The 23,292-nt window shown below is 69.2% G+C and carries 18 protein-coding genes; 9 read left to right on the top strand and 9 right to left on the bottom strand.

Features of this window, described 5'->3' with window-relative positions; translation table 11 throughout:
- Positions 1 to 38 precede the first annotated feature (38 nt).
- Entirely contained in the window at positions 39 to 1,358 is a 1,320-nt protein-coding gene (locus tag C8N38_RS08665) for an ATP-binding protein (RefSeq protein ID WP_425440028.1), read from the top strand.
- Positions 1,359 to 1,471: 113 nt separating this feature from the next.
- Here the strand turns inward: C8N38_RS08665 and C8N38_RS08670 are convergent, their stop codons facing one another.
- Complete coding sequence (locus C8N38_RS08670; RefSeq protein WP_108026170.1) at positions 1,472 to 3,112, bottom strand: acyl-CoA dehydrogenase family protein; 1,641 nt, start codon at positions 3,110 to 3,112, stop codon at positions 1,472 to 1,474.
- Positions 3,113 to 3,324: 212 nt separating this feature from the next.
- On the opposite strand from C8N38_RS08670, the gene C8N38_RS08675 reads away from it, so the two are divergent.
- Positions 3,325 to 4,956, top strand: coding sequence for an alpha-D-glucose phosphate-specific phosphoglucomutase (locus C8N38_RS08675; RefSeq protein WP_108026172.1), 1,632 nt, complete (start codon positions 3,325 to 3,327; stop codon positions 4,954 to 4,956).
- Positions 4,957 to 5,118: 162 nt separating this feature from the next.
- On the opposite strand, the gene truA is transcribed toward C8N38_RS08675, so the two are convergent.
- Positions 5,119 to 5,892, bottom strand: coding sequence for a tRNA pseudouridine(38-40) synthase TruA (truA, locus tag C8N38_RS08680; RefSeq protein WP_108026174.1), 774 nt, complete (start codon positions 5,890 to 5,892; stop codon positions 5,119 to 5,121).
- Positions 5,893 to 6,020: 128 nt separating this feature from the next.
- Between truA and C8N38_RS08685 the strand changes: the two genes are divergently transcribed.
- The 4 genes from C8N38_RS08685 (at position 6,021) to ileS (ending at position 12,500) form a co-directional block, all read left to right on the top strand.
- Positions 6,021 to 7,451, top strand: coding sequence for a YcjX family GTP-binding protein (locus tag C8N38_RS08685; protein WP_108026176.1), 1,431 nt, complete (start codon positions 6,021 to 6,023; stop codon positions 7,449 to 7,451).
- A complete protein-coding gene (locus tag C8N38_RS08690) occupies positions 7,448 to 8,518 on the top strand; it encodes a YcjF family protein (protein WP_108026178.1) in 1,071 nt (356 codons plus the stop codon). Before C8N38_RS08685 ends, C8N38_RS08690 begins: the two co-directional genes overlap by 4 nt.
- A gap of 140 nt (positions 8,519 to 8,658) precedes the next feature.
- Positions 8,659 to 9,408: a VPLPA-CTERM sorting domain-containing protein gene (locus tag C8N38_RS08695; protein ID WP_108026180.1), complete on the top strand. Its 750-nt coding sequence runs from the start codon at positions 8,659 to 8,661 to the stop codon at positions 9,406 to 9,408.
- 188 nt (positions 9,409 to 9,596) lie between these two features.
- Positions 9,597 to 12,500 carry an isoleucine--tRNA ligase gene (gene ileS / locus C8N38_RS08700; protein ID WP_108026182.1) on the top strand — a complete coding sequence of 968 codons (2,904 nt, stop codon included), beginning with the start codon at positions 9,597 to 9,599 and terminating at the stop codon, positions 12,498 to 12,500.
- Between the two features lie 47 nt (positions 12,501 to 12,547).
- Here the strand turns inward: ileS and C8N38_RS08705 are convergent, their stop codons facing one another.
- The 5 genes from C8N38_RS08705 to fsa form a co-directional block, all read right to left on the bottom strand.
- Positions 12,548 to 13,228 carry a hypothetical protein gene (locus C8N38_RS08705; protein WP_108026184.1) on the bottom strand — a complete coding sequence of 227 codons (681 nt, stop codon included), beginning with the start codon at positions 13,226 to 13,228 and terminating at the stop codon, positions 12,548 to 12,550.
- A gap of 269 nt (positions 13,229 to 13,497) precedes the next feature.
- On the bottom strand, positions 13,498 to 13,932 hold the full coding sequence (locus tag C8N38_RS08710; protein ID WP_108026185.1) for a hypothetical protein: 435 nt from the start codon (positions 13,930 to 13,932) through the stop codon (positions 13,498 to 13,500).
- Between the two features lie 166 nt (positions 13,933 to 14,098).
- Positions 14,099 to 15,022, bottom strand: a complete 924-nt coding sequence (locus C8N38_RS08715; protein WP_108026187.1) for a tyrosine recombinase XerC — start codon at positions 15,020 to 15,022, stop codon at positions 14,099 to 14,101.
- Positions 15,019 to 15,726: a DUF484 family protein gene (locus tag C8N38_RS08720; protein ID WP_108026189.1), complete on the bottom strand. Its 708-nt coding sequence runs from the start codon at positions 15,724 to 15,726 to the stop codon at positions 15,019 to 15,021. Before C8N38_RS08720 ends, C8N38_RS08715 begins: the two co-directional genes overlap by 4 nt.
- Before the next feature lie 47 nt (positions 15,727 to 15,773).
- On the bottom strand, positions 15,774 to 16,427 hold the full coding sequence (fsa, locus tag C8N38_RS08725; protein WP_108026191.1) for a fructose-6-phosphate aldolase: 654 nt from the start codon (positions 16,425 to 16,427) through the stop codon (positions 15,774 to 15,776).
- Positions 16,428 to 16,517: 90 nt separating this feature from the next.
- Here fsa and C8N38_RS08730 point away from each other — a divergent pair, with 90 nt between their 5' ends.
- Positions 16,518 to 18,707 (top strand): primosomal protein N', encoded by a 2,190-nt coding sequence (locus tag C8N38_RS08730; RefSeq protein WP_108026193.1) that lies wholly within the window; start codon positions 16,518 to 16,520, stop codon positions 18,705 to 18,707.
- 3 nt (positions 18,708 to 18,710) lie between these two features.
- Here the strand turns inward: C8N38_RS08730 and C8N38_RS08735 are convergent, their stop codons facing one another.
- Positions 18,711 to 19,775, bottom strand: a complete 1,065-nt coding sequence (locus C8N38_RS08735) for a YeeE/YedE family protein (protein WP_108026195.1) — start codon at positions 19,773 to 19,775, stop codon at positions 18,711 to 18,713.
- Between the two features lie 139 nt (positions 19,776 to 19,914).
- On the opposite strand from C8N38_RS08735, the gene C8N38_RS08740 reads away from it, so the two are divergent.
- Positions 19,915 to 21,156 carry an MFS transporter gene (locus tag C8N38_RS08740; protein WP_108026197.1) on the top strand — a complete coding sequence of 414 codons (1,242 nt, stop codon included), beginning with the start codon at positions 19,915 to 19,917 and terminating at the stop codon, positions 21,154 to 21,156.
- A gap of 6 nt (positions 21,157 to 21,162) precedes the next feature.
- Here the strand turns inward: C8N38_RS08740 and C8N38_RS08745 are convergent, their stop codons facing one another.
- The gene (locus C8N38_RS08745; protein ID WP_108026199.1) at positions 21,163 to 22,050 is read right to left on the bottom strand and encodes a LysR substrate-binding domain-containing protein; all 888 of its coding nucleotides are present in this window, start codon (positions 22,048 to 22,050) and stop codon (positions 21,163 to 21,165) included.
- 122 nt (positions 22,051 to 22,172) lie between these two features.
- Between C8N38_RS08745 and C8N38_RS08750 the strand changes: the two genes are divergently transcribed.
- Positions 22,173 to 23,195: a YeiH family protein gene (locus C8N38_RS08750; RefSeq protein WP_108026201.1), complete on the top strand. Its 1,023-nt coding sequence runs from the start codon at positions 22,173 to 22,175 to the stop codon at positions 23,193 to 23,195.
- The last annotated feature ends 97 nt before the right edge of the window (positions 23,196 to 23,292 follow it).

Below are 23,292 nucleotides of genomic sequence, written 5' to 3' on the forward strand. Positions count from 1 at the left end.
CTCTTTCGTCGCGAAGGCGCTGCCGATATGGCTCTAGCATGGTGGACCGCTGGATCAAACGGGTGCTGCCGCGGGGGCTCTACGGCCGGGCCGCGCTGATTCTGATCGTGCCGATCGTGACCATCCAGCTGGTGGTGTCGGTGGTCTTCATCCAGCGCCACTTTGCCGATGTCACCCAGCAGATGACCCGGGCGCTGGTGCTGGAGCTGGCCTATCTGACCCGGATCGTCGATGCGGCGCCCGACCTTGCCCAGGCGCGGACCGAAGCCGGCGCCGTGGCCCGGCCGCTGGGGCTGGGTCTGACGTTGCCGGCCGAGGCGCCGCAGGACGAAAGTCGGCGATTCTACGACCTATCGGGCGAGACCGTCACCGAGACCCTGCGCCGGGGGCTGCCGGGCTTCACCGGGATCGACCTTGCGACGGACACTTCGCGGGTCTGGGTCGGCATCGAGACTGGCAAGGGGCCGATGGAGGTGTCGTTCAACCGCGGCCGGGTTTCGGCCTCGAACCCGCATCAGCTGCTGGTGCTGATGGTCTTCACCAGCGCGCTGATGACCCTGATCGCCTTCCTGTTCCTGCGCAACCAGCTGCGCCCGATCCGGCGCCTGGCCCGCGCCGCCGACGCCTTCGGCAAGGGGCGCCCGATTCCCTACCGGCCCTCGGGCGCGACCGAGGTGCGGGCCGCGGGGCGTGCCTTTCTCGACATGCGCGCCCGGATCGAACGCCAGATCGAACAGCGCACGCTGATGCTGTCGGGGGTCAGCCACGATCTGCGCACGCCGCTGACCCGGCTCAAGCTGGAACTGTCGATGGCCGAGGACACGCCGGAAACCCGGGCGATGCTGCGCGACATCAACGACATGGGGCGGATGATCGACACCTTCCTCGACTTCTCGCGCGCCGATGCGCTGGACGATCCCGAGGAGGTCGATCCGGCCGCTCTGCTGGACCGTGTCGCGCAGCGCGCCGGGGCGGCGGAGGGGACGGTCGAGCTGGGCGCCCTGCCGCGCGGCCAACGGGCCTCGCTGCGGCCGATGGCGGTCGAGCGGGCCTTGCAGAACCTCATCGACAACGGGCTGCGGCACGGCACCCGGGTGGCGCTGTCGCTGTACCTTCGGCCCGGGGCGCTGGTCTTCACGGTCGAGGATGACGGGCCGGGCATCCCGGAGGATCAGCGCGAGCTGGCGATGCAGCCGTTCCAGCGGCTGGACGAGTCGCGCAACCAGAACCGGGGCTCGGGTGCCGGTCTGGGCCTTGCGATTGCCGCCGACATCGCGCGCGGCCATGGCGGGGCCCTGCATCTGGGCACAAGTGCGCGGCTGGGCGGGCTGCGGGCCGATCTGGTTCTGGCGCGCTAGAGCCGCGGCCCAGGCGCCGCCCCTTCGGTGGGGGCGGCCGGTGTCGGGCCGGGAAACAGGCCGGAAGTTGCAGCCCGAAACCGCCTTGCAGACGGCAACAGGATGCGAAGCCGTCAGGCTTCGGTGGAAGGCCCCAGCCGGTCGAGCAGGGCGCCGCTTTCGCGGCGTCCGAAGGCGCCGGCCGCGCGGCCGCGCCGGGCGCCGAGCCGGGTCGCGATGAAGGCCTCGGCCACCGCATCGGGGGCGCCGCGCAACAGGACGGACGCCGTCAGCAAAAGCGCGGTCTGTTCGGCGTACCAGCGCGCCTCGGCCTCGTTGGGCAGGCCCGGCCAGCGCGCGGCATGGGCGCGCAATTCGGCATCGTAAAGCCGGTCGGCCCCGGCCGCGGCGTGCAGTTCCGCGGCCAGCGCTTCGGCAGCCAGCGGCTCGCGGGCCAGCGTGCGCAGGATATCGAGGCAGATCACATTGGCCGAGCCTTCCCAGATGCCGTTCAGGGGCGCTTCGCGGTAAAGCAACGGCAGCGGGCAGTCCTCGATATAGCCGTTGCCGCCCAGCACCTCCATCGCCTCGGCGATCATCGGGGGGGCCTGCTTGTTGGTCTGGAACTTGGCCAGAGCCACAGCGATCCGGGCCAGCGCGGCCTCTGTCTCCCCGTCCCGGGCGCGGTCGACGGCCGCGGCGACCCGAAGCCCCAGCGCGACCGCGCCTTCGACATCGAGCGCCAGATCGGCCAGAACGGCGCGCATCAGCGGCTGGTCGATCAGCCGCTTCTGAAAGGCGGTGCGATGGGCGACCCAGTGATGCGCCTCGGACAGCGCCGCGCGCATCAGGCCCGCAGGCGCCAGGGCGGTATCCAGCCGGGTGTGATGCACCATCGTCAGGATCGTGCGGATGCCATCGCCGATCTCGCCCAGCTGCCAGGCCAGGGCCCGGTCGTATTCGATCTCGGCCGAGGCGTTGGACCGGTTGCCGAGCTTGTCCTTCAGGCGCAACAGGCGGATCGCGTTGCCTTCGCCGGGCAACCAGCGCGGCACCAGAAAGCAGGTCAGTCCGCCCGGCGCCCGGGCAAGCGTCAGGAAGCCGTCCGACATCGGGGCGGAACAGAACCACTTGTGCCCGGTCAGCCGCCAGGCCTCGCCGTCCGGTTCGGCCCGCGTGGCGGTCGCGCGCAGGTCCGACCCGCCCTGCGTTTCGGTCAGCGCCATCCCAAGCGTCGCGCCCTGTTTTTCGGCGAGGGGCCGCGGCGCCGGGTCGTAGCGGCGCGAGGCCAGCAGCGGCTGCCAGGCGGCGGCCAGCGCGTCCGAGGCGGCCAGAGCGGGATGGGCGGCATAGGTCATGGTCAGCGGGCAGCAATGCCCGGGCTCGATCTGCGCGGCCATGTAGACCATTGCGGCATGGGCGGCATGCCCGGCCGGCCCGCCCTCCCAGGGCAGCGCGGCATAGCCTGCACCGATGCTGGTGCGCATCAGGCAATGCCAGCCGGGATCGAATCGCACCTCGTCGAGCGTTTGCCCGGCGCTGTCGCGGGGCACGAGCTCGGGGGCGTTCCGGTTGGCTGCCCGCCCGGCGGCGCGCATCTCGGCGCGGCCCATCTCTCGGCCGTAGACCGCCAGGGGGGCCGCTGGCGCGCCCGCGCGGGCGACGGCCTCGCGAAGCGCGGGATCGCTGGTCCAGAGGTCGACATCGCCCCGGTCGGGCGGCTGGTTGCGGACCTCGCAAGGGGCCGCAGAGGCTGAGGGCGGCAGGATCGGCATGGGGTCCTCCACGCCGAAGGATAGGCATGGCGGCGGGATCCTGCCAAGCCTTCCCGGTGGCGGAGCCCGTGCGGGTTCCGCCGCATTCTTTCCATTTTTGCGCTTGCGCTCCGCCGCTCGCCTTGCCGCGCCGCGGCGGATCGGCTTGTGGCCGGGCGCAGGGCCGCTATGCTCCGCCGCGCGGAGCCAGTGCCACGGGAGAGCGGACCCTCATGCAGAAAATCACCGTCGAGACCACCCCGATCGAAGGCCAGAAACCCGGCACATCGGGGCTGAGGAAGAAGACCCCGGTCTTCATGGGGCCGCATTACCTGGAGAACTTCGTCCAGTCGATTTTCACCGCCATTGGCGGGGTCGCAGGCAAGACGCTGGTTCTGGGCGGCGACGGGCGCTATTTCAACGACCGTGCGGCGCAGGTGATCCTGCGCATGGCCGCGGCGGGCGGCGCGGCGCGGATCATCGTGGGTCAGGGGGCGCTTTTGTCGACGCCCGCGGCCTCGAACCTGATCCGCAAGCGCGGCACAGATGGCGGGATCATCCTGTCGGCCAGCCACAACCCGGGCGGGCCGGACGAGGATTTCGGGGTGAAGTTCAACACCCCGAATGGCGGCCCCGCGCCCGAGGAAGTGACGAACCGCATCTTCGAGGCGACCCGCACGATCGCGTCCTACGACATCCTCGAGGCACAGGATCTGGACCTGTCGGTGCCGGGCGAGATCAAGCTGGGCGAGACGGTGGTCGAGGTGGTGGACCCGGTCGCGGATTATGCCGAGCTGATGGAAAGCCTCTTCGATTTCGACGCCATAAGGGGGCTGATCGCGGGCGGCTTCACGCTCTGCTTCGACGCGATGCATGCGGTGACGGGCCCCTATGCCAAGGCGATCCTCGAAGGCGCGCTGGGCGCGCCCGAGGGCAGCGTGATCAATGCGCTGCCAAGCCCGGATTTCGGCGGCGGGCACCCCGACCCGAACCCGATCTGGGCCAAGCCGCTGGTCGATCTGGTGATGGGACCCGATGCGCCCGATTTCGCCGCCGCCTCGGACGGGGACGGTGACCGCAACATGATCCTGGGGCGCGGCATCGTGGTCACGCCCTCGGACAGCCTGGCCGTGCTGGCGGCGAATGCGGCGCTGGCTCCGGGCTATGCGCGCGGGCTCTCGGGCGTGGCGCGGTCGATGCCGACCTCGCGCGCCGTCGACCGGGTCGCCGAGGCGCTGGGGATCGACTGCTACGAAACGCCCACGGGCTGGAAGTTCTTCGGCAATCTGCTCGATGCCGGGCGGGCGACGCTCTGCGGCGAGGAAAGTGCCGGCACCGGGTCCGATCATGTGCGCGAGAAGGACGGGCTTTGGGCGGTGCTGCTGTGGCTGAACGTGCTGGCCGGAACCGGGCTGTCGGTGGCCGACACAATGCGCGCGCATTGGCGGGCCTACGGGCGCAACTACTACACCCGGCACGATTACGAGGCGGTGGACAAGGACAAGGCCGAGGCGATGCTCGAGGCGCTGCGCGGACGGCTGGGAGACCTGCCTGGCCAGAGCTTTGCCGGGCGGCGTATCGAGATGTCGGACGAATTCGCCTATGACGATCCGGTCGACGGGGCGCGCAGCACGGGGCAGGGGATTCGCATCCATTTCGAGGGCGGCGCCCGGATCGTCTACCGGCTGTCGGGCACCGGCACGGTGGGGGCGACGCTTCGGGTCTATCTGGAAGACTTTGTCGACGACCCGGCCCGGCTGGAACTGCCGGTCGAAGAGGTTCTGGCCGATGTCATCTCTGCGGCCGACGAGATCGCTGGCATCCGTGCCCGGACCGGCCGCAGCGAACCGGATGTGCGGACCTGAGCTCTCCCGCCCCGGCCCCGGCACGGGGGCTGCGCCCCCGCTTGGGCCGCGTTGGGCCGGGCGCGCGCTGACGCGCGCGCGCCTCCGGCGGAGGTATTGAGACCAAGAAGAAGGGGCCTGCGCCGATGCTTCTTCTTGGCAAAAATACCCAAATCCTGAGGGTCACTCCTGCGCGAAAGGGTCCGTCGGATAGCCGACCCCGGCGAGGTAGAGCCCGCCCGGCGGGCAGACCGGGCCGCAGGCCGCGCGGTCGCGCGCCTCAAGGGCCGCCTTGACGTCTTCGGGTGTCCAGGCGCCCGCGCCGACCCGTTCGAGCGTGCCGACGAAGCTGCGCACCTGATTGTGCAGGAAACTGCGGGCGCGGACGTGAAAGCGAAACTCGCGGCCGCCGGGATAGGGCATGTCCTCGATATCGAGCGCGTCGAGCGTCTTGACCGGCGAGGCGGCCTGGCAGAGCGAGGCGCGGAAGGTGGTGAAGTCGTGCCGTCCCAGCAGGTGGTGCGCGGCCGCCTGCATCGGCGCGAGGTCCAGATCGTGACTCACGCGCCAGACCTGGCCCCGGTCATGCACCAGCGGGGCCCGGCGCGAGACGAGGCGGAAGAGATAGCGCCGCTCGACCGCCGAGAACCGGGCGTGGAAATCGTCCGGCACGCGCGCGCAGTCCACCACCGCGACCGGATGCGGTTTCAGATGGTGGTTCAGCGCCTCCGACAGCCGGAACGGGTCCCAGTCCTTTGTCAGGTCGCAATGGGCGACCTGACCCAGCGCATGGACGCCCGCATCGGTCCGCCCCGCCGCCGCGATCGAGGGCAAGCCCTGTTCCAGCCGCGCCAGCGCCGCCTCGACCGCGCCTTGCACCGACGCGCGGTCGGCCTGGCGTTGCCAGCCGGAAAACGGCGTGCCGTCATATTCGATCTTCAGCGCATAGCGGGGCATGACGCCCCGGTTACCGCGACAATCCTTCCTTGGCAATCGGCACTCCGGGGGGCTGGCAGCGGCGGCGCGGCATGATTAACTGTCACCCGGACTTCGAAAGGAGCGTCCGGACCTCGAAAGGAGCGACCTTGCGCATCGGCGATCTGGCGGATGGAATGACACGCGGCGTCGAAGGCATCGCCGCCGCGGTTTCCGAGACCTTCATGGAACCCGTGGTGCGGCTGGGCGTGACCGGCCTGTCGCGCGCGGGCAAGACCGTGTTCATCACCTCGCTGGTGGCGAACCTGCTCGACCGGGGGCGGATGCCGCAGCTGCGTGCGGCCGCCTCGGGGGCCATTGTCTCGGCCTATCTGCGGCCTCAGCCCGACAACACCGTGCCGCGCTTCGATTACGAGGCGCATCTGGCGGCGATGACCGGGTCCGAGCCGCACTGGCCCGATTCGACCCGCGCCGTTTCGGAATTGCGGCTGTCCTTGAAGGTGCGACCCGGCGGGCTTGGCAGCATCTTCGGCGCGGTGACGGGGCCGCGCACGATCCATGTCGATATTGTCGATTATCCCGGCGAGTGGCTGCTGGATCTGGCGCTGATGGACAAGGACTATGCCGAATGGGCGGCCGACACGTTGGGTCGGCTCGACCAGCGTCCGGGGTCCGAGGGCTTTGTCGCGGCGCTGGGCGGGGTCGATCCGGGCGCGCCCTTCGACGAGGCGACCGCGCAGATGCTGGCCGCGCGCTTCACCGAGGCGCTGAACATCGCGCGCGAGGCGGGCTTTTCCGATTGCACGCCGGGGCGCTTCCTGTTGCCGGGCGAGATGGCGGGCTCGCCCGTGCTGACCTTCGCGCCCTTGCCGGTGCCGGGCGGCAGCACGCCCCGCGGCAGTCTTTGGCGCGAGATGGAACGCCGCTACGAGGCCTACAAGCGCGAGGTGGTCAAACCCTTCTTCCGCGATCATTTCTCGCGGATCGACCGGCAGGTGGTGCTGGTCGATGCGCTGGGGGCGATCCATGCGGGGCCGCGCGCGGTCGAGGACCTGCGCCGCGCGATGACCGAGATCCTCGGCGCGTTCCGGCCCGGGCGCAATGCCTGGCTGACCCGCTTCCTGATGGGCAAGCGGGTCGAGAAGATCCTCTTTGCCGCGACCAAGGCCGACCATCTGCACCATTCCCAGCATGCGCGCCTGACCTCGATCATGCAGGCGCTGATGAAGGACGCGCGCCGCCGCGCCGATTTCGCCGGGGCCGAGACCGCGGCGATGGCCATTGCCGCGCTTCGGGCGACGGTCGAGGAGACCCGCGAGCAGCGCGGCGAAAGCTATGACTGCGTGCGAGGCACGCTGATGTCCACGGGCCGGCAGACCGCGCTTTACCCGGGCGAGCTGCCCGAGGACCCGGCGCTGTTGCTGGAACCGGCGCGGGACGGGGCCGAGGACTGGCTCGACGGCGATTATCAGGTCATGCATTTCGCCCCGGCTAGGCTGACGCTGAAGCCGGGCGAGGGGCCGCCGCATATCCGGCTGGACAAGGCCGCCGAATTCCTGCTGGGAGACCGCCTGAGATGACCCGCCGCCCCGTCGTGTTCGACCTCGAGGACGAGGAGACGGCGCCCGCGCGGCCCGCGCGCAGGCCCGAGCCCGAACCGTTTGCCGGCCCGCCGCCCCAGGACCCGCCGGTCAGCCCGGCCACGGCGCCGCCGGTGCCCGACGAGGACGAGGACCCGGCCCCCGAGGGGCGCGCCATGAAGACCCTTGCGGCGCTGGCCGCGCGGCGCCCCTCGCGGCTGGCGCGGTTCTTCTGGTCGTCCTTCGTCACGCTTCTGGGCTTCGTGATCTCGGTCGCGGCTTGGAACTTCGTCTTCGGGCTGTTCGAGCGCAACCAGATCCTCGGCACCATCGCCCTGACGCTGGTCGGGCTGGTCGCGCTGGCCGTGCTGCTGATCGCGCTCCGCGAGATGGCGGCCTTCGCGCGCCTCAGGCGGCTCGACACGCTGCATCGCGAGGCCGAGGCCGCCATCGGTGCCAATGACGTGAAGGCGGCCCGGGCGCTGGTCGACCGTCTGACGGGGTTTTATGCCGCGCGCGAGGACACCCGCTGGGGCCGCGCCCGGCTGGCCGAGCGGCGCGACGAGATCTTCGACGCCGACGGGCTGATGGGGCTGGCCGAGCGCGAGCTGCTGTTGCCGCTCGATGCGGCGGCCACCCGCGAGATCGAGGCAGCCGCGCGACAGGTGGCGACGATCACCGCCATCGTACCGCTGGCGCTGGCCGATCTGCTGACCGCATTGACCGCGAACCTCCGGATGATCCGCCGGATCGCCGAGATCTATGGCGGACGCGGCGGCGTGCTGGGCTCGATCCGGCTGGCGCGCGCGGTGATGACCCATCTGGTGGCGACCGGCGCGGTCGCGGTGGGCGATGACATGATCGGCTCGATTGCCGGGGGCGGCATGCTGGCCAAGGTCTCGCGCCGCTTCGGAGAGGGCGTCGTCAATGGCGCCCTGACCGCCCGGGTCGGCGTCGCCGCGATGGAGGTCTGCCGTCCGCTGCCCTTCCGCGAGGCGCGCAGGCCCTCGGTCAGCGCGCTGGTCAAGCGGGCGCTGACCGGCGTCTTCTCGCGGGCCGATTCCTGACCGTCGCGGATCTGCCCGGGCCTGCGACCTGTCCCCGCGCCCCGGCCGATTAACCCTTGTTTGCTTGAGCTTGACGGTCGGGCCGGGGTAGACTGGGGGCGGGCCCGGCGACCCGCCGGGCGAACCGGAGATCGAGCGCCATGACACACGCCCTTCCGGCGGCCCTTCTGGGTGCCGCATGCCTTCTTGCTGGCCAGTCCGCGACCGCGAGCACCGTCTACGGGATCGATTTCCCCGCGGGCGATATCTCTTTCGCGGACCGGGTCGCGAGTTTCACGCCGGGTTTCGGCTTTGGCGGCGGCGTGGCGCCCTGCACCGATGCCTCGAATGCGCTGGGCGTGGCCTCGGCCGGTCCCGACAGTTCCCTTGGCGAGTGCAACGGCTATGTGTCCCTGGGCGAGGGCGGGATGCTGACGCTGCAATTCACCGACAACCTTCTCATCCCGTCGGGCGACTCGACCAACGATCTGCAGGTTTTCGCGGGCGGCGATCATGATGAACATTTCATGGTCTGGATCGGCATTGGCGACTCGGCCGATACTTGGTTCAAGCTTTCAGGCGCCGAGGGCGACATCTTTTACGGCGGCTCGACCGGTATCGACATCGACAGCGCCGAGGGCGTGCTGCCGGGAATGAAATTCTCCTATGTCGCGATCTACGACCTGCCGCGCTACTGCAACCCCGAGACCGGATTGATGGAATGGAGCGTGGGCGAAGCCTGCGGTGTCGATATCGCGCATCTGCCCTATGACGGTCCCTGGGCGGGCGTCGACATCTACGGGGTGGGCGCGATCACCACGGTTCCGGCGCCGATCCCGCTGCCGGCGGCGGGGCTGATGCTGGCAAGCGCGCTGGGCGGTCTGGTCGCGCTGCGTCGCCGCAGGGGGTAGCGGCGCTTTACCTTGGTCCGGCCGCTGTCTATAGAGGCGGCATGCCTTGTTCTGTCCGGCCGATCCGTCGAATTACGGGCCCGGCGCTCTGATCCAGAGCGACCGGGCAAAGGCGCTTGACCCGTCGCGCCGAACTTTCCAGACATCATCAAGACCGTAATCCGGATCGCATTCCGAGGATTCCTGCCATGTGTGCCGATACACCCGACTACAAAGACACCCTCTTCCTGCCCGAGACCGATTTTCCGATGCGCGCGGGCCTGCCCGCCCGCGAACCCGCCTGGCTGGAGCGGTGGGCGCGGATCGGCATCTATGACCGGCTGCGCGAGAAGGAGGGCCGGGCGCCCTTCACGCTGCATGACGGTCCGCCCTATGCCAACGGGCACCTGCATATCGGCCACGCGCTGAACAAGATCCTCAAGGACTTCATCGTCCGCAGCCAGCAGATGATGGGCCGCGACGCCCGCTATGTGCCGGGCTGGGACTGCCACGGCCTGCCCATCGAGTGGAAGATCGAGGAACAGTACCGCGCCAAGGGGCTCGACAAGGACAAGGTCGATGTCGTCGATTTCCGCCAGGAATGCCGCCGCTTCGCCGAGGGCTGGGTCGATGTCCAGCGCGAGGAGTTCAAGCGCCTGGGCGTCACCGGCAATTGGGCCGATCCCTATCTGACCATGGACTTCCATGCCGAGGCGGTGATCGCCGAGGAGTTCATGAAGTTCCTGATGAACGGCTGCCTCTATCAGGGCTCGAAACCCGTGATGTGGTCGCCGGTGGAAAAGACCGCGCTGGCCGAGGCCGAGGTCGAGTATCACGACCATCAGAGCCACACAATCTGGGTGAAGTTCCCGATCGTTTCGGGGGCGTCCGAGGCGCTGGACGGCGCGCAGGTGGTGATCTGGACCACGACGCCCTGGACCATCCCGCAGAACCGCGCGGTCTGCTTCGGCCCCGAGATCGGCTATGGGCTTTACGAAGTCACGGCAACGCCCGAGGAATGCTGGGCCAAGGTCGGCGACCGCTTCATCCTTGCCGATGCGTTGGCCGAAAGCGTGCTGGGCTCGGCCCGGCTGACGTCAGAGATGTGGACCCGCGTGGCCGATGTGTCCGCCGACGCGTTGGGCGCGCTGACGCTCGCGCATCCCTTCCGCGGCATCGAGGGAGGCAACGGCGAATGGGACTATGACGTGCCGATGCTGCCGGGCGATCACGTCACGGATGACGCGGGCACGGGCTTTGTCCACACCGCGCCCAGCCATGGCGATGACGACTACCAGATCGGGCTGAAGTTCAATCTGCCGATGACCTACAACGTGCTGGAAGACGGCAGCTGCCGGCCCGACCTGCCGCTTTTCGCCGGCGCCGTCATCATCCGGCCCGACGGCAAGGAGGGCGATGCCAACCGCCGCGTCATCGACACCCTGGTCGAGGTCGGTGCGCTGATCGCGCGCGGGCGGCTCAAGCACAGCTATCCGCATAGCTGGCGGTCCAAGGCCCCGCTGATCTACCGAAACACGCCGCAATGGTTCGCGGCCATCGACCACACGCTGGACGACGGCATGGGCACCTATGGCGACACGATCCGGGCGCGCGCGCTGGCCTCGATCGACCAGCTGGTGAAATGGACGCCGCAATCGGGCCGCAACCGCATCCATTCGATGATCGAGTCGCGCCCCGACTGGGTGCTGTCGCGCCAGCGCGCCTGGGGCGTGCCGCTGACCTGCTTCGTCAAGACCGGCGCCAAGCCCACCGATCCCGATTTCCTGTTGAAGGACCCCGCCGTCAACGCGCGCATCACCGCCGCCTTCGAGGCCGAAGGGGCCGATGCCTGGTACGCGCCCGGCGCCAAGGAGCGCTTCCTCGGCAACGATTACAATGCCGAGGACTATACCCAGGTCTTCGACGTGCTGGACGTGTGGTTCGACAGCGGTTCGACCCATGCCTTCGTGCTGCGCGACCGCGCCGACGGCACCGAGGATGGCATCGCCGATCTTTACCTCGAAGGCACCGACCAGCACCGGGGCTGGTTCCATTCCTCGATGCTGCAGGCCTGCGGCACGCTGGGCCGCGCGCCCTATCGCGGCGTGCTGACCCATGGCTTCACGCTGGACGAGAAGGGCAACAAGATGTCCAAATCGCTCGGCAACACCATCGTGCCCGAAGAGGTCGTCAAGCAATACGGCGCCGACATCCTCAGGCTCTGGGTGGCGCAGACCGACTATACCAACGACCAGCGGATCGGCCCCGAGATCCTCAAGGGCGTGGCCGACAGCTACCGGCGTCTGCGCAATACCATGCGCTTCATGCTGGGCAACCTCGCGGGCTTCTCCGAGGCCGAGAGGGTCGCGCCCGCCGAGATGCCGGAACTGGAACGCTGGGTGCTGCACCGGCTGGCGGAACTGGATGAAAAGGTTCGCGCGGGCTACGACGCCTATGACTTCCAGGGCGTGTTCCAGGCGCTGTTCAACTTCTGCACCGTCGATCTGTCGGCCTTCTATTTCGACATCCGCAAGGACGCGCTTTATTGCGACGCGGCCGACTCGGCGACCCGGCGGGCGTCTCGGACCGTGCTGGATCTGCTGTTCCAGCGGCTGACGACCTGGCTGGCGCCGATCCTCGTCTTCACCATGGAGGATGTGTGGCTTTCGCGCTTCCCCGGGGATGAGGGCTCGGTGCATCTGCAGGACATTCCCGACACGCCCGCCGACTGGCGCGACGAGGCGCTGGCGGCGAAATGGGCGGGCATCCGTCAGGTGCGCCGCGTGGTGACCGCCGCGCTCGAGATCCAGCGTCAGGACAAGGTGATCGGCGCCAGCCTCGAGGCCGCGCCGGTGGTGCATGTGCGCGATGCCGAGGTGCTGAAGGCGCTGAAATCGGTCGATTTCGCCGATATCTGCATCACCTCGGCGGTGCAGCTCAGCGGCGACCCGCGCCCGCAAGAGGCGTTCCGCCTGCCCGATGTCGATGGTGTGGGCGTGGTCTTCGAAAAGGCCGAGGGCGAGAAATGCGGCCGCTGCTGGAAGATCCTGCCCGATGTGGGCCAGCACGCACATCCGCAGACCTGCGGGCGCTGCAGCGCGGCCCTGGGCTGAGACGATGCGGGGGCCGGATCGACCCGGCCCCCATCCTTGTCGCGGGATCAGGCAGCGGCCCCCGAGAACAGCGCCTTGGTGTTCTGGAAGGTGGCAACGCCGGTCTGCAGCGCCAGCTGGTCCTTGAAGACCGACCGGTCGAACGAGCTGTCGGTCTGGAACTCGCTCTGCAGCAGCCCGGTGGCCGAATCCGGCGGTGGAGTCTGGCGATTGGCCGCTATGTCCGACCGGGCGGCCGCCTTGTCCTCATCGCCGACCGACACCACCCGGTTGTCCGGATCGAGGAAGTCCGCGATCCTGCTCAGGGCGCTGTCCCGGGTCGAAGGCTGGCTGTTCCCCGTCGGATCGTAGGGGCCAGCGGCTTCTTCCGGAGGCTTTGCGGCCTCGGTCTCGAGCTCCATCATGCTTTTCACGAGGTTCTCGGTGGCGCCTGGAGTTCCGAGGGTTTCCCTGCGCGTTTCCGGTTGGGACAGCGACAGAAGGCCATCGCCATTGTTATCGACATCCGACTTGGCGTTGGCGTCGATCAGGTTCGCGAGGCCGGTGCTGGCGACCTCGCCATAGGACAGGCCGCCATCCTTGTCCTTGTCGATCTGGCTCAGGATGTCCGTTGCGGACTGGGCCTGGCCGGAGGGCGCAGGCCCCTGTTGGCGGGAATCGATATGTAGCGCCTTGCGTGCTGCAGCGACGCCCCAGGCGGAGAAGTCGCCTGCGATTGGTGCGGTCATGGTCTCTCCTTCTGAGCAGACAGGTGGAGCCCCATGCTCGGAAGAAGAGGTTGGTCAAACCTGAACGGCCCCCCTGCGGAAGCCCCGGGCGGCGCAGGTTTTTCCGCAGGATTTTTCCGGATTTGAAAGCGTTTGGCCGAAGGGTCCCGGTCGCGCGGTGGGCAGTCGGGAAACGTCCCCGGGTGATCCCGAGACTCATGACGGGTACATTCCCCCGGCCATCAAGCCAGGGGGCAGGTGGTGGGGCAAAGATGACGGCGCGGCCTCGGTCAGGCAGCTTTTTCCGTCAGCATCCGTTGCATCGCGGTGTAAAGCGCTTCGGCCTGGGTCGACGCCTGGTCGTTGGACGAACCGGTGTCGCTCAGGCTGGACAGGACGCCCTGCATGATCGACTCGGTCTGGCTGGGCGCCGGGGTGGGCCGGGGGTCGTCGACGGCCTCGGGCGGCGCCGCCGGGACGGTCGCGGTTTCGGTCCGCCGGTCGGTCGCCGATGCGTCGTCGGAGGCCGATGCGTCGTCGGAGGCCGTCAGCGGACGGCGCGCGGACCGGGAGTCCTCGCTTTCCTCGGCTTCCAGAAGCTTGAGGCGCGTATCCTCCGAGCTTCTGGTCTGGGCCTCGGAGGAGCCGGACGCCGCTGGAGGCGGCGGGGTCTGCCGCGCGGCGCCCAGCCCGGTCAGGGCCGAGCTGGTCATCGAGATGTTCATGGCTGTCCTTTCCAGCAGTCACAATGGAGCAGGCCCGTGTCGGGAAGACACGGTCCGGCTTTCGCCATTGAACACCGGAATGGTGGATCAAATGAGGCGGAACCGGGGGCATCTGTCGGCAAATACCCCGAATCGCGCGTCTGTGACCGCCGCCGGGCCGGGCCGCTCAGGCCTTGGGATGGGCCGCGTCGTAGACGTCCAGAAGCCGTGCCGTATCGACCGCCGTATAGGCCTGGGTGGTCGACAGCGAGGCATGGCCCAGCAGTTCCTGAATGGTCCTGAGATCGCCCCCGGCGGCGAGAAGATGTGTGGCGAAACTGTGGCGCAGCGCATGCGGCGTGGCCGAGGCGGGCAGGCCCAGCCGGGCCCGCGCCCCCTCCATCGCCCGGGTCACCATCCGCGGGTTCAGCGCCCTGCCGCGCGCGCCGCGAAAAAGCGGCCCGTCGGGCACAAGATCGAACGGGCAGAGGTCCAGATAGGCGGCGACCGCCTCGCGCGCGACCGGCAGGACCGGCACCAGCCGTTCTTTCCCGCCCTTGCCGACGATCCGCAGCATGTCGGGCAGCGGCGTGTCGCGGCCCCGAAGCCCCAGAGCCTCGGAAATCCTTAGCCCCGAGCCGTATAAAAGCGTCGCGACGGCCGCGTCGCGCGCCGCGATCCAGGGCACCTCGGGCGTGTCGCCGAGATCGGCGATCACCGCGCGGGCGGCGTCCTCGGCCAGCGGGCGGGGCAGCTTGCGGGTAAACTTGGGCGAACGCACCGACAGAACGGCGGTCGGTTCGAACCCCTCGCGCTTGCCGAACCAGCGGAAGAAGCCCTTGACCGCCGACAGCGCCCGCGCCAGCGACCGCGGCCCCAGCCCGCGCCCGCGTTCATGTGACATCCAGGCGCGCAGGTCGCGCAGCTCGATCCGCGCGAGCCGCGCGGGGGCTGCGGGTTCGCCGTCATAGTCAGCCAGAAACGCCAGAAACCCCCGCAGATCGGTCGCATAGGCCCGGATCGTGGCCTCGGACGCGCCGTCGATGGCGCGTTCCTCGGCCAGCCAGGCTTCGAGCGCGTCGCGCAGCGCCGGGCTGAGCGCGAGGCTCATGCCAGCCAGCGCCGCAGCACCCTTTCAACGGCATCGGCGAAGAATTCCATCAGGTCGGTGCCCTGATTGGGGGTGAATTGCTGCGGATCGGCCGACCCCAGCGCCAGCAGCGCGGGCAGCCGGGCCTCGCCCAGATCGAGCGTCAGCAACGCCTCGGACCGCAGCTCGGCGGCCCGGCTGCCGTAGATCGACTCGGAATGCGGTCCGGTGCGGCGCAGCACGATCCGGCGCGGCGGCCGGCTGGTGCCGTTTCCGGCATAGCTCCGGGCAAATCCTGCGGTCATCACCCGCACTGCGCCGCCGGGCGCGGCCAGCGCCGTCTCGGCCCGGTCGCCATCGGTTTCCAGAACCAGCCGCACGCAATCGACGCGCAGGATCGCGGCCAGATCGTCGTCCAGAAGCCCCAGCAGGGTTTCGAAATCGGGCGCCTCCAGCAGGCGCAGCACGGCGCGATGGATCTGGTTGGTGCCTGCGAGGTTTTCGTAGGCGGCGGCGATGACCGACCGGTGGGTCTCTTCCAGCCGGTCGAGCCGCGCCTCGAGCCGTTCCATCGCGATGCCGCGCAGATCGACGATGTTGGCGCCCATCATCTTGTCATTGGCCGCGACCAGGGCGCGCATCACGTCCGGATCGTCGAGGATCACCTTGGGCTCGTTGATGATCCTCGCGCGAAGATCGTCCGCTATCGCTGCGGTGCTGCTCATGTTTTCTGCCTCGTGTGCTTTGTATTTTGAGGCAGGATACACCAGCCCTAAAGAATTTTCTGCCCCGTTTTTTCCCAGTCGGCCATGAACGCCGCAAGGCCCTTGTCGGTCAGCGGATGCGCGGCCATCTGTTTCAGAACCGAGGGCGGCGCGGTCACGACATCGGCGCCGATCTTGGCGGCCTCGCTGATATGGTTGACCGAGCGGATCGAGGCCGCGAGGATCTCGGTCTTGTAATCGTAGTTGTTGTAGATCGTGCGGATATCGGCGATCAGGTCCAGACCGTCGAGGTTGATGTCGTCGAGCCGGCCGATGAAGGGCGAGACGAAGGTGGCACCGGCCTTGGCGGCAAGGATCGCCTGCGCGGCGGAAAAACACAGCGTGACATTGACCATGTGCCCTTCGCCGGAAAGCGTCTTGCAGGCCTTCAGCCCGTCCCATGTCAGCGGCACCTTGACCGCGATGTTGGACGCGATCTTCGCAAGCTTGCGGCCTTCCTCGATCATGGCATCGGCGCCGGTCGCCACCACCTCGGCCGAGACCGGGCCGTCGACCAGGTCACAGATCTCTTTCGTGACCTCCAGGATGTCGCGGCCCGATTTTAGGATCAGCGACGGGTTGGTGGTCACGCCATCCACGATCCCCAGGTCGTGGAGTTCGCGGATTGCCTCGATATCGGCGGTATCGACAAAGAATTTCATGAAAGCCTCCCCGGGCCTTGCTGCAATCGGTCGCGCCGGTGATAGCCGATGCGGGGCCGGGCCGAAACCCCGGTGGGACGGGGCGGCGCGATGAGGGAGGTTTTTCCCGAAGGGGCGCGGGTGGGCGTTCTGACCGCGCAGCCTCTGGGCCGGGTGCTGGACTATCTGGCGCCCGAAGGCGGCTGCGGGCTGGGCGATTATGTCGAGGTGCCGCTGGGCCCGCGCCGGGTGATGGGCGTCGTGTGGGGGCCGGGCGAGGGCAGCTTCGATGCCGCGAAACTGCGCCGGGTCGGCCGCGTGCTGGACGCGCAGCCGATGCGGGACGAGATGCGGACCTTTCTGACCCGGGCGGCCGACTACACCCTGACGCCCTTGTCGCTGATGCTGCGGCTTGCCACCCGGACGCCGGGCTTGGGCGAGGCGCCGGGCGCGCTCAGGGTCTATCGCCGGGGCGAGGGGCAGCCCGACCGGATGACGGTTGCGCGCGAGCGGGTGCTGGTGGTTCTGGAGGCTTTTGGCGGGCTGTCCTTCACCCTGTCTGAACTGGCGGCCGAGGCCGGGGTTTCGCCCGGCGTGATCAAGGGGCTGGTGCCCTCGGGTGCGGTGCTGGAAGAGGATCTGCCGCGCGACCGCCCCTATCCCCGGCTCGATCCGACGCGGCCCGGCAAGGCTTTGGCCGAGGATCAGGCCGCCGCCGCGCGGGCGCTGTGTGCGGGCGTTGCCTCGGGGGCCTACGGCACGACGCTGCTGAAGGGCGTCACCGGTTCGGGCAAGACCGAAGTCTATCTCGAAGCCGTCGCCGCCTGTCTGCGGCAGGGCCGTCAGGCGCTGGTGCTGCTGCCCGAGATCGCGTTGACCGCCGAATTCCTGACCCGGGTCGAGGCCCGTTTCGGCGCGCGCCCCGCGGAATGGCATTCGGGCGTGACCTCGGTCGAACGGCGCAGGCTCTGGCGGATGGCGGGCGAGGGGGGCGCGCAGCTGGTGGTGGGCGCGCGCTCGGCGCTGTTCTTGCCGTTTCGCGATCTGGGCCTGATCGTCGTCGACGAGGAACATGACAGCTCGTACAAGCAGGAAGAGGGCGTTCTTTACAACGCCCGCGATATGGCGGTGCTGCGCGCCTCGCTGTGTTCGGCGCAGGTGGTGCTGGCCTCGGCCACGCCGTCGCTGGAAAGCTGGGCCAATGCCGATGCGGGGAAATACGCGCGGCTCGATCTGGCGGCGCGGTTTGGCACCGCGACCCTGCCCGAGATGGCCGCCATCGACATGCGCGCCGAAGACACGGCACCCGGGCGCTGGATCTCGCCCGCGCTCGAAGCCGAGGTTCGGGCGCGGCTCGGGGCCTCGCGGCAGTCGCTTCTGTTCCTGAACCGGCGGGGCTATGCGCCGCTGACCGTCTGCCGCGCCTGCGGCCACATGATCGGCTGCGATCACTGCGACGCGCGGATGGTCGAGCATCGCTTCCAGCAGCGGCTGGTCTGTCATCAATGCGGCGAGACGAAGCCCATTCCTGAAACCTGCCCCTCCTGCGGGGTTGCGGGCAAGCTGGCACCGGTCGGGCCGGGGGTCGAGCGGCTGGCCGAAGAGGCGGTGGCACTGTTCCCCGAGGCGCGGGTCGCGGTGCTGTCGTCCGACCTGTTCGGGTCGGCCCGGGCGCTGAAGGCCCAGATCGAGGCCATCGCAAGCGGCGAGGCCGATATCGTTATCGGCACCCAGCTCGTCGCCAAGGGTCACAACTTCCCGCTTTTGACGCTGGTCGGCGTGATCGACGCCGATCTGGGGCTGCAAGGGTCCGATCTGCGCGCGGCCGAGCGCACCTTCCAGCTGATGCGCCAGGTCGCGGGGCGGGCCGGGCGCGGGGCCGAGCGGGGGCTGGCGCTGTTGCAGACCTACCAGCCCGAGCATCCGGTGATCCGGGCGATCCTGACCGGCGACGAAGAGGGCTTCTGGCGCGCCGAGGCCGAAGAACGCCGGGCGGCGGGTGTGCCGCCCTACGGCCGGATGGCTGGGATCATCCTTTCCGCGCCCGAGGCGAAACCCGCCTTCGATCTGGGCATCTGGCTGGCGCGAAACGACGGCGCGCTGCGCCGGGTGGGGGCGCAAGTCTTCGGCCCGGCGCCCGCGCCGGTCGCGCGCATTCGCGGGCGCCATCGGGTCCGGCTTCTGGTCAAGGCGCCGAAGGGCGTGCCGCTTCAGGCCGCCATCGCCGACTGGATCGCGCCGGTCAAGCTGCCGCCGAACCTGCGGCTTGCCGTCGATATCGACCCGCAAAGCTTCATGTGAGGCTCAGACCGGGCGCGCGGCGCCGTGCGGCTGGTCGATCAGGTAATCGGTCGCCATCGCGCCGAGCCACATGCTGAACAGCGCGAGCCAGGCGGTCCCCGCGAAGATCGAGGCCCCGGTCACGCCCGCGCCGATGGAACACCCGCCCGCCAGCATGCCGCCGAAGCCCATCAGCGCCGCCCCGATCATCGCCTTGCGCATGTTGACCTCGGATTCGAAGCCCTGCAGCCGCAGATCGCCCCCGACCCAGGCAGCGGCGAAGGCGCCCAGGAACACGCCGGGCACAAGCCCGATGTCGAATTGCAGGATCGCCGGGCGTTCGAGGAAGAACATCAGCGTGTTGGCCGAGGGGCCGGTGAAGGTCAGGCTTTGCACCTGCACCGGGTCGAAGGCCACCTGCGACAGCCCGAAGGTCAGCACCCAGCCGACCGCCACGGCAAAGCCCACCCCCGCGCCGAAGACAAGCTTGCGAAACGAGATCCGGTTGCGCCGCGCCAGATAGAGCGCCAGCACCGCGATCATCAGGCCCAGCCCCAACCCGCCTTCGCGCGGCAGGCCGAGCCCGCCCAGCAGATCGCTGTTGCGCCCGCCCGCGGTGACCCAGAGCCCCGCGATCCGGTCGCGCAGGGGCGCCAGCCAGCCATGCAGGCTCATCTGGCCCACGACCGCAAAGATCAGTCCCGAGACCACCGAGCGCAGGTTGCCGGTCGCCGCCAGCACCAGCATCCGCCCGGCGCAGCCCCGCGCCAGCACCATGCCGATGCCGAAAAGAAGCCCGCCCGCGACCGCGCCCGACCACGAGCCCGGCACCGCCATGATCCGCGCATCCCCCGACCGCATCAGGCCCGACAGCTCGGCCGCCTGCACCCAGACGAGCGCGGTCGAAAAGCACAAAAGCCAGACCGCCAGCCGGGCGCCAAGCTGGCCGCGCGCGACCTCGACCGCCGCCGCGCGCAGGCAGAAGGCCGACCGTTGCGCCGCGACCCCGAAGATCCCCCCGGCGATCAGGCCGAACAGCGCGGCTGTCGGGCCCTCGCCGATGCGCTCCACCAGCTGGACGATATCCATGCAGATCTCCTCTCTCCCTGGCCAAGGGTTCTGCCGTCGTCGGACCCGGCCCGCCTTGATCTGGGTCAGGCCCCCGCGGCCTGCGAGACCCTGCCGGAATCGTCTCGCCAGCGCAGGATTTCACGGATATGGGAAGACAATGAGCCTGCGATTTGTCCCCCTCCGCCTCGATGCCGCCGACACGCTGCCGCTCTGGCGGCGGCCGGTGTCGCTTCTATTCGTGATGGCCTTCGCGATGCCGGTGGCCTTCGCCACCTGGTCGGCGCTTCTGAACAATTTCGTCATCGAGGCCGCGCGCTTCACCGGGGTCGAGATCGGCTGGCTGCATACCGTGCGCGAGGTGCCGGGCTTTCTGGCGATCGGGGTGATCGCGCTGATCCTCTTCATGCGCGAACAGGTGCTGGGGGTCGTGTCGCTGCTTCTTCTGGGGGCGGCGACGGCGGTCACCGCCTGGTTCCCCTCGCTGGGCGGCATCCTCACGATCACCATGCTCAGCTCGATCGGGTTTCACTATTACGAGACGGTGAACCAGTCGCTGCAGCTGCAATGGATCGCCAAGGACAAGGCGCCGCAGACGCTGGGCTGGCTGATGGCCGCAGGGTCCGCGGCGGCGCTTCTGGCCTACGGGCTGCTGGTCGTCACCTGGAAAACCTTCGAGCTTTCGTACAATTTCGTCTATCTCGCCTCGGGCGGGTTCACGGCGGTCGTCGCGCTGTTCTGCCTCCTGGCCTATCCGCAATTCGAGGCGCCGAACCCGCAGGTCAAGCGGCTGATCCTGCGGCGGCGCTACTGGCTTTACTACCTGCTGCAATTCATGTCGGGGGCGCGGCGGCAGATCTTCACCGTCTTTGCCGCCTTCATGATGGTCGAACGCTTCGGCTTCGAGGTGAACGAGGTCACCGCGCTGTTCCTGATCAACTTCCTGGCGAACATGGCCTTCGCGCCGCTGATGGGCAAGGCGGTGGCGCGCTGGGGCGAGCGGCCGGCGCTGGTTTTCGAGTATGCCGGGCTGATCTGCGTCTTTCTGGCCTATGGCGGGATCTACTATCTGGGCTGGGGCGTGGTGCTGGCCGCCACGCTTTACGTGATCGACCACATGTTCTTCGCGCTGGCCTTCGCGCTGAAGACCTATTTCCAGAAGATCGCCGATCCGGGCGACATCGCCCCGACCGCCGCCGTGGCCTTCACCATCAACCATATCGCGGCGGTCTTCCTGCCTGCGGCGCTGGGCTATCTCTGGGTCACCTCGCCGGGCGGCGTGTTCCTGCTGGCGGCGGGCATGGCGGCGACCTCGCTGGCGCTGGCGCTTATGATCCCGCGCCATCCCGCCCCGGGCAACGAAACTGTCTTCGCGCGCTTCGCCCCGGCGCCGGCCGAATAAGCGCCGTCAGGCGCCGCCGATCCGGGTCAGCAGGGCCTCGACCGCGCGGCTGCGATAGCGCTGGGGGTGGATCAGGACCGAAAACGCCCGCTCGGGCCGCGCGGTCCAGTCGACCTCGCGAAACGAGATCCCGGCCGGGACATGGGCGGCCAGCGTGCCGGCCGACAGGAACGAAGCGTAGTCGCTTTCCGCGACCACCGCGAGGATCGCCTCGTTCGAGGGCAGCTCCATCGCGAGGCTCAGATCGCCGAGCGCCAGCCCCATCGCCGCCAGATGATCCTCGAAGACCGCGCGGGTGCCCGAGCCCGGTTCGCGCACGATCCAGTCCTGCGCCAGATAGGCGGCGCGGTCGGGGGCGGGCGCCCCGGCGAGCGGATGGCCCGTGCGGGTCACCAGCGCCAGCGCGTCGCGGTCGACCACCCGGGTCAGCAGGTCAGGGGCATCGACCTCGCCCTCGACAAAGCCCAGATCGGCGGTGCCCTCGGCCACCGCCCGGGCGACCTGCGCGGTATTGCCGATCTTCAGCGAGATCGCGACGCCGGGATGGGTTTCATGCAAAGCGACCAGCCGCGGCGGCAGCCAGTAGGACCCGACGGTCTGACTGGCCGAGATCCGCAGCCGGCCCTGTGCTGTCTGGCCCAGATCGGCCAGCATCAGCTCGGCCGCCTCGCTTTCGGCCAGCAGCGCGCGGGCGGTGTCCATGAAACGCCGCCCGGCCTCGGTCAGCGCGATCCGCCGCCCGACCCGGTCGAAGAGCCGCACCCGGTGCCGCGCCTCCAGCGCCGCCACCGCCGAGGAAACCGCCGACTGGGTCAGGTTCAGCGCCTCGGCGGCCCGGGTCACATGCTGGCGTTCGGCGACGGCCAGGAAGATGCGGATCTGTTCTAGGGTCATGCATCGGTCTTACAGGCATGCTAATAGATTAGCAAAATCGAACGAAAGCATCCAAGCAATCCGTTGGATAAAACGATTGCGCCGGTCCAGCCTGCCGCCCACGGCAACGGAAAGGCAGACCCATGACCGACACCCCCCTCGACAGCGCCCCGCGCGGGCTGGCCCGGATCGACCGCGCCGGGCTTTTGCCCGGGCTCGCGCTGACCGGGGGGCTGGCGCTGGTGGCACTGGGGCTGCACCGCGCGCTGGGCATCCCCGCGCTCAGCCCGCTGGTGCTGGCGATGGTGATGGGCATGGCGATCCGCAACGGGATCGGCCCGGTGCCGCTGGCCGCCCCGGGCATCGCCTTTGCGCTGAAACGGCTGCTGCGGCTGGCCATCGTGCTGTTGGGGTTCCAGCTGACGCTGGGCCAGCTGGCGGCGGTCGGGCCGCTGGGGCTGGGGATTGTGGCGGTGACGCTCGGATCGACCTTCGTCTTCACCAAGGCGATGGCGCGGCTTTTGGGGGTCGAGCGGCGGCTGGGCGAGCTGATCGCGGCGGGCACGTCGGTCTGCGGCGCCTCGGCGGTGCTGGCCTGCAACACGGTCACGCGCGGGTCGGACGAGGATGTGGCCTATGCCATCGCCTGCGTCACCGTCTTCGGGTCGGCGGCGATGCTTAGCTTTCCGCTGATCGGCACCGCGCTGCATCTGACGCCCCAGGCCTACGGGCTTTGGGCGGGGGCCTCGATCCATGAGGTGGCGCAGGTCGTGGGCGCCTCCTTCGCGCTGGGCGATGCGGCGGGGCAGGCGGGGACGGTGGCCAAGCTGAGCCGGGTGATCCTGCTGGCGCCGCTGATCCTGACGCTGGCCCGGGTCGGCCGGTGGCGCGGGCACACGCCCGCCGACGGGGCCGCGCCGATGCCCTGGTTCGTGGTCGGGTTCCTGGCCATGGTCGGGGTCAACTCGGTCCTCGATCTGCCCGAGGCGGCGCAGCACGGGCTGGCGCTGACGGCCTCTTTCCTGCTGACCGTGGCGCTGGCGGCGATGGGGCTTGAAACCGACATTCGCAAGCTTCGGCGCAAGGGGCTGCGCCCGCTGCTGCTGGGGGCGGCGGCCTCGGTCTTCGTGGCGGGCCTTGCGCTCGCGCTGGTGGCGCTGCTCTGACGTCAAACCCGCGATCCGTTCAAAATTCCTTCAATTCCAGATCTGCCCCATAGGCGGCCGTCGCGGGCCGCCTATATCGACTGTGGTGCAAAAGAAC

It is taken from the genome of Rhodovulum kholense (assembly GCF_003053725.1).
In the GTDB taxonomy this organism is placed as follows: Bacteria; Pseudomonadota; Alphaproteobacteria; order Rhodobacterales; family Rhodobacteraceae; genus Rhodovulum; species Rhodovulum kholense.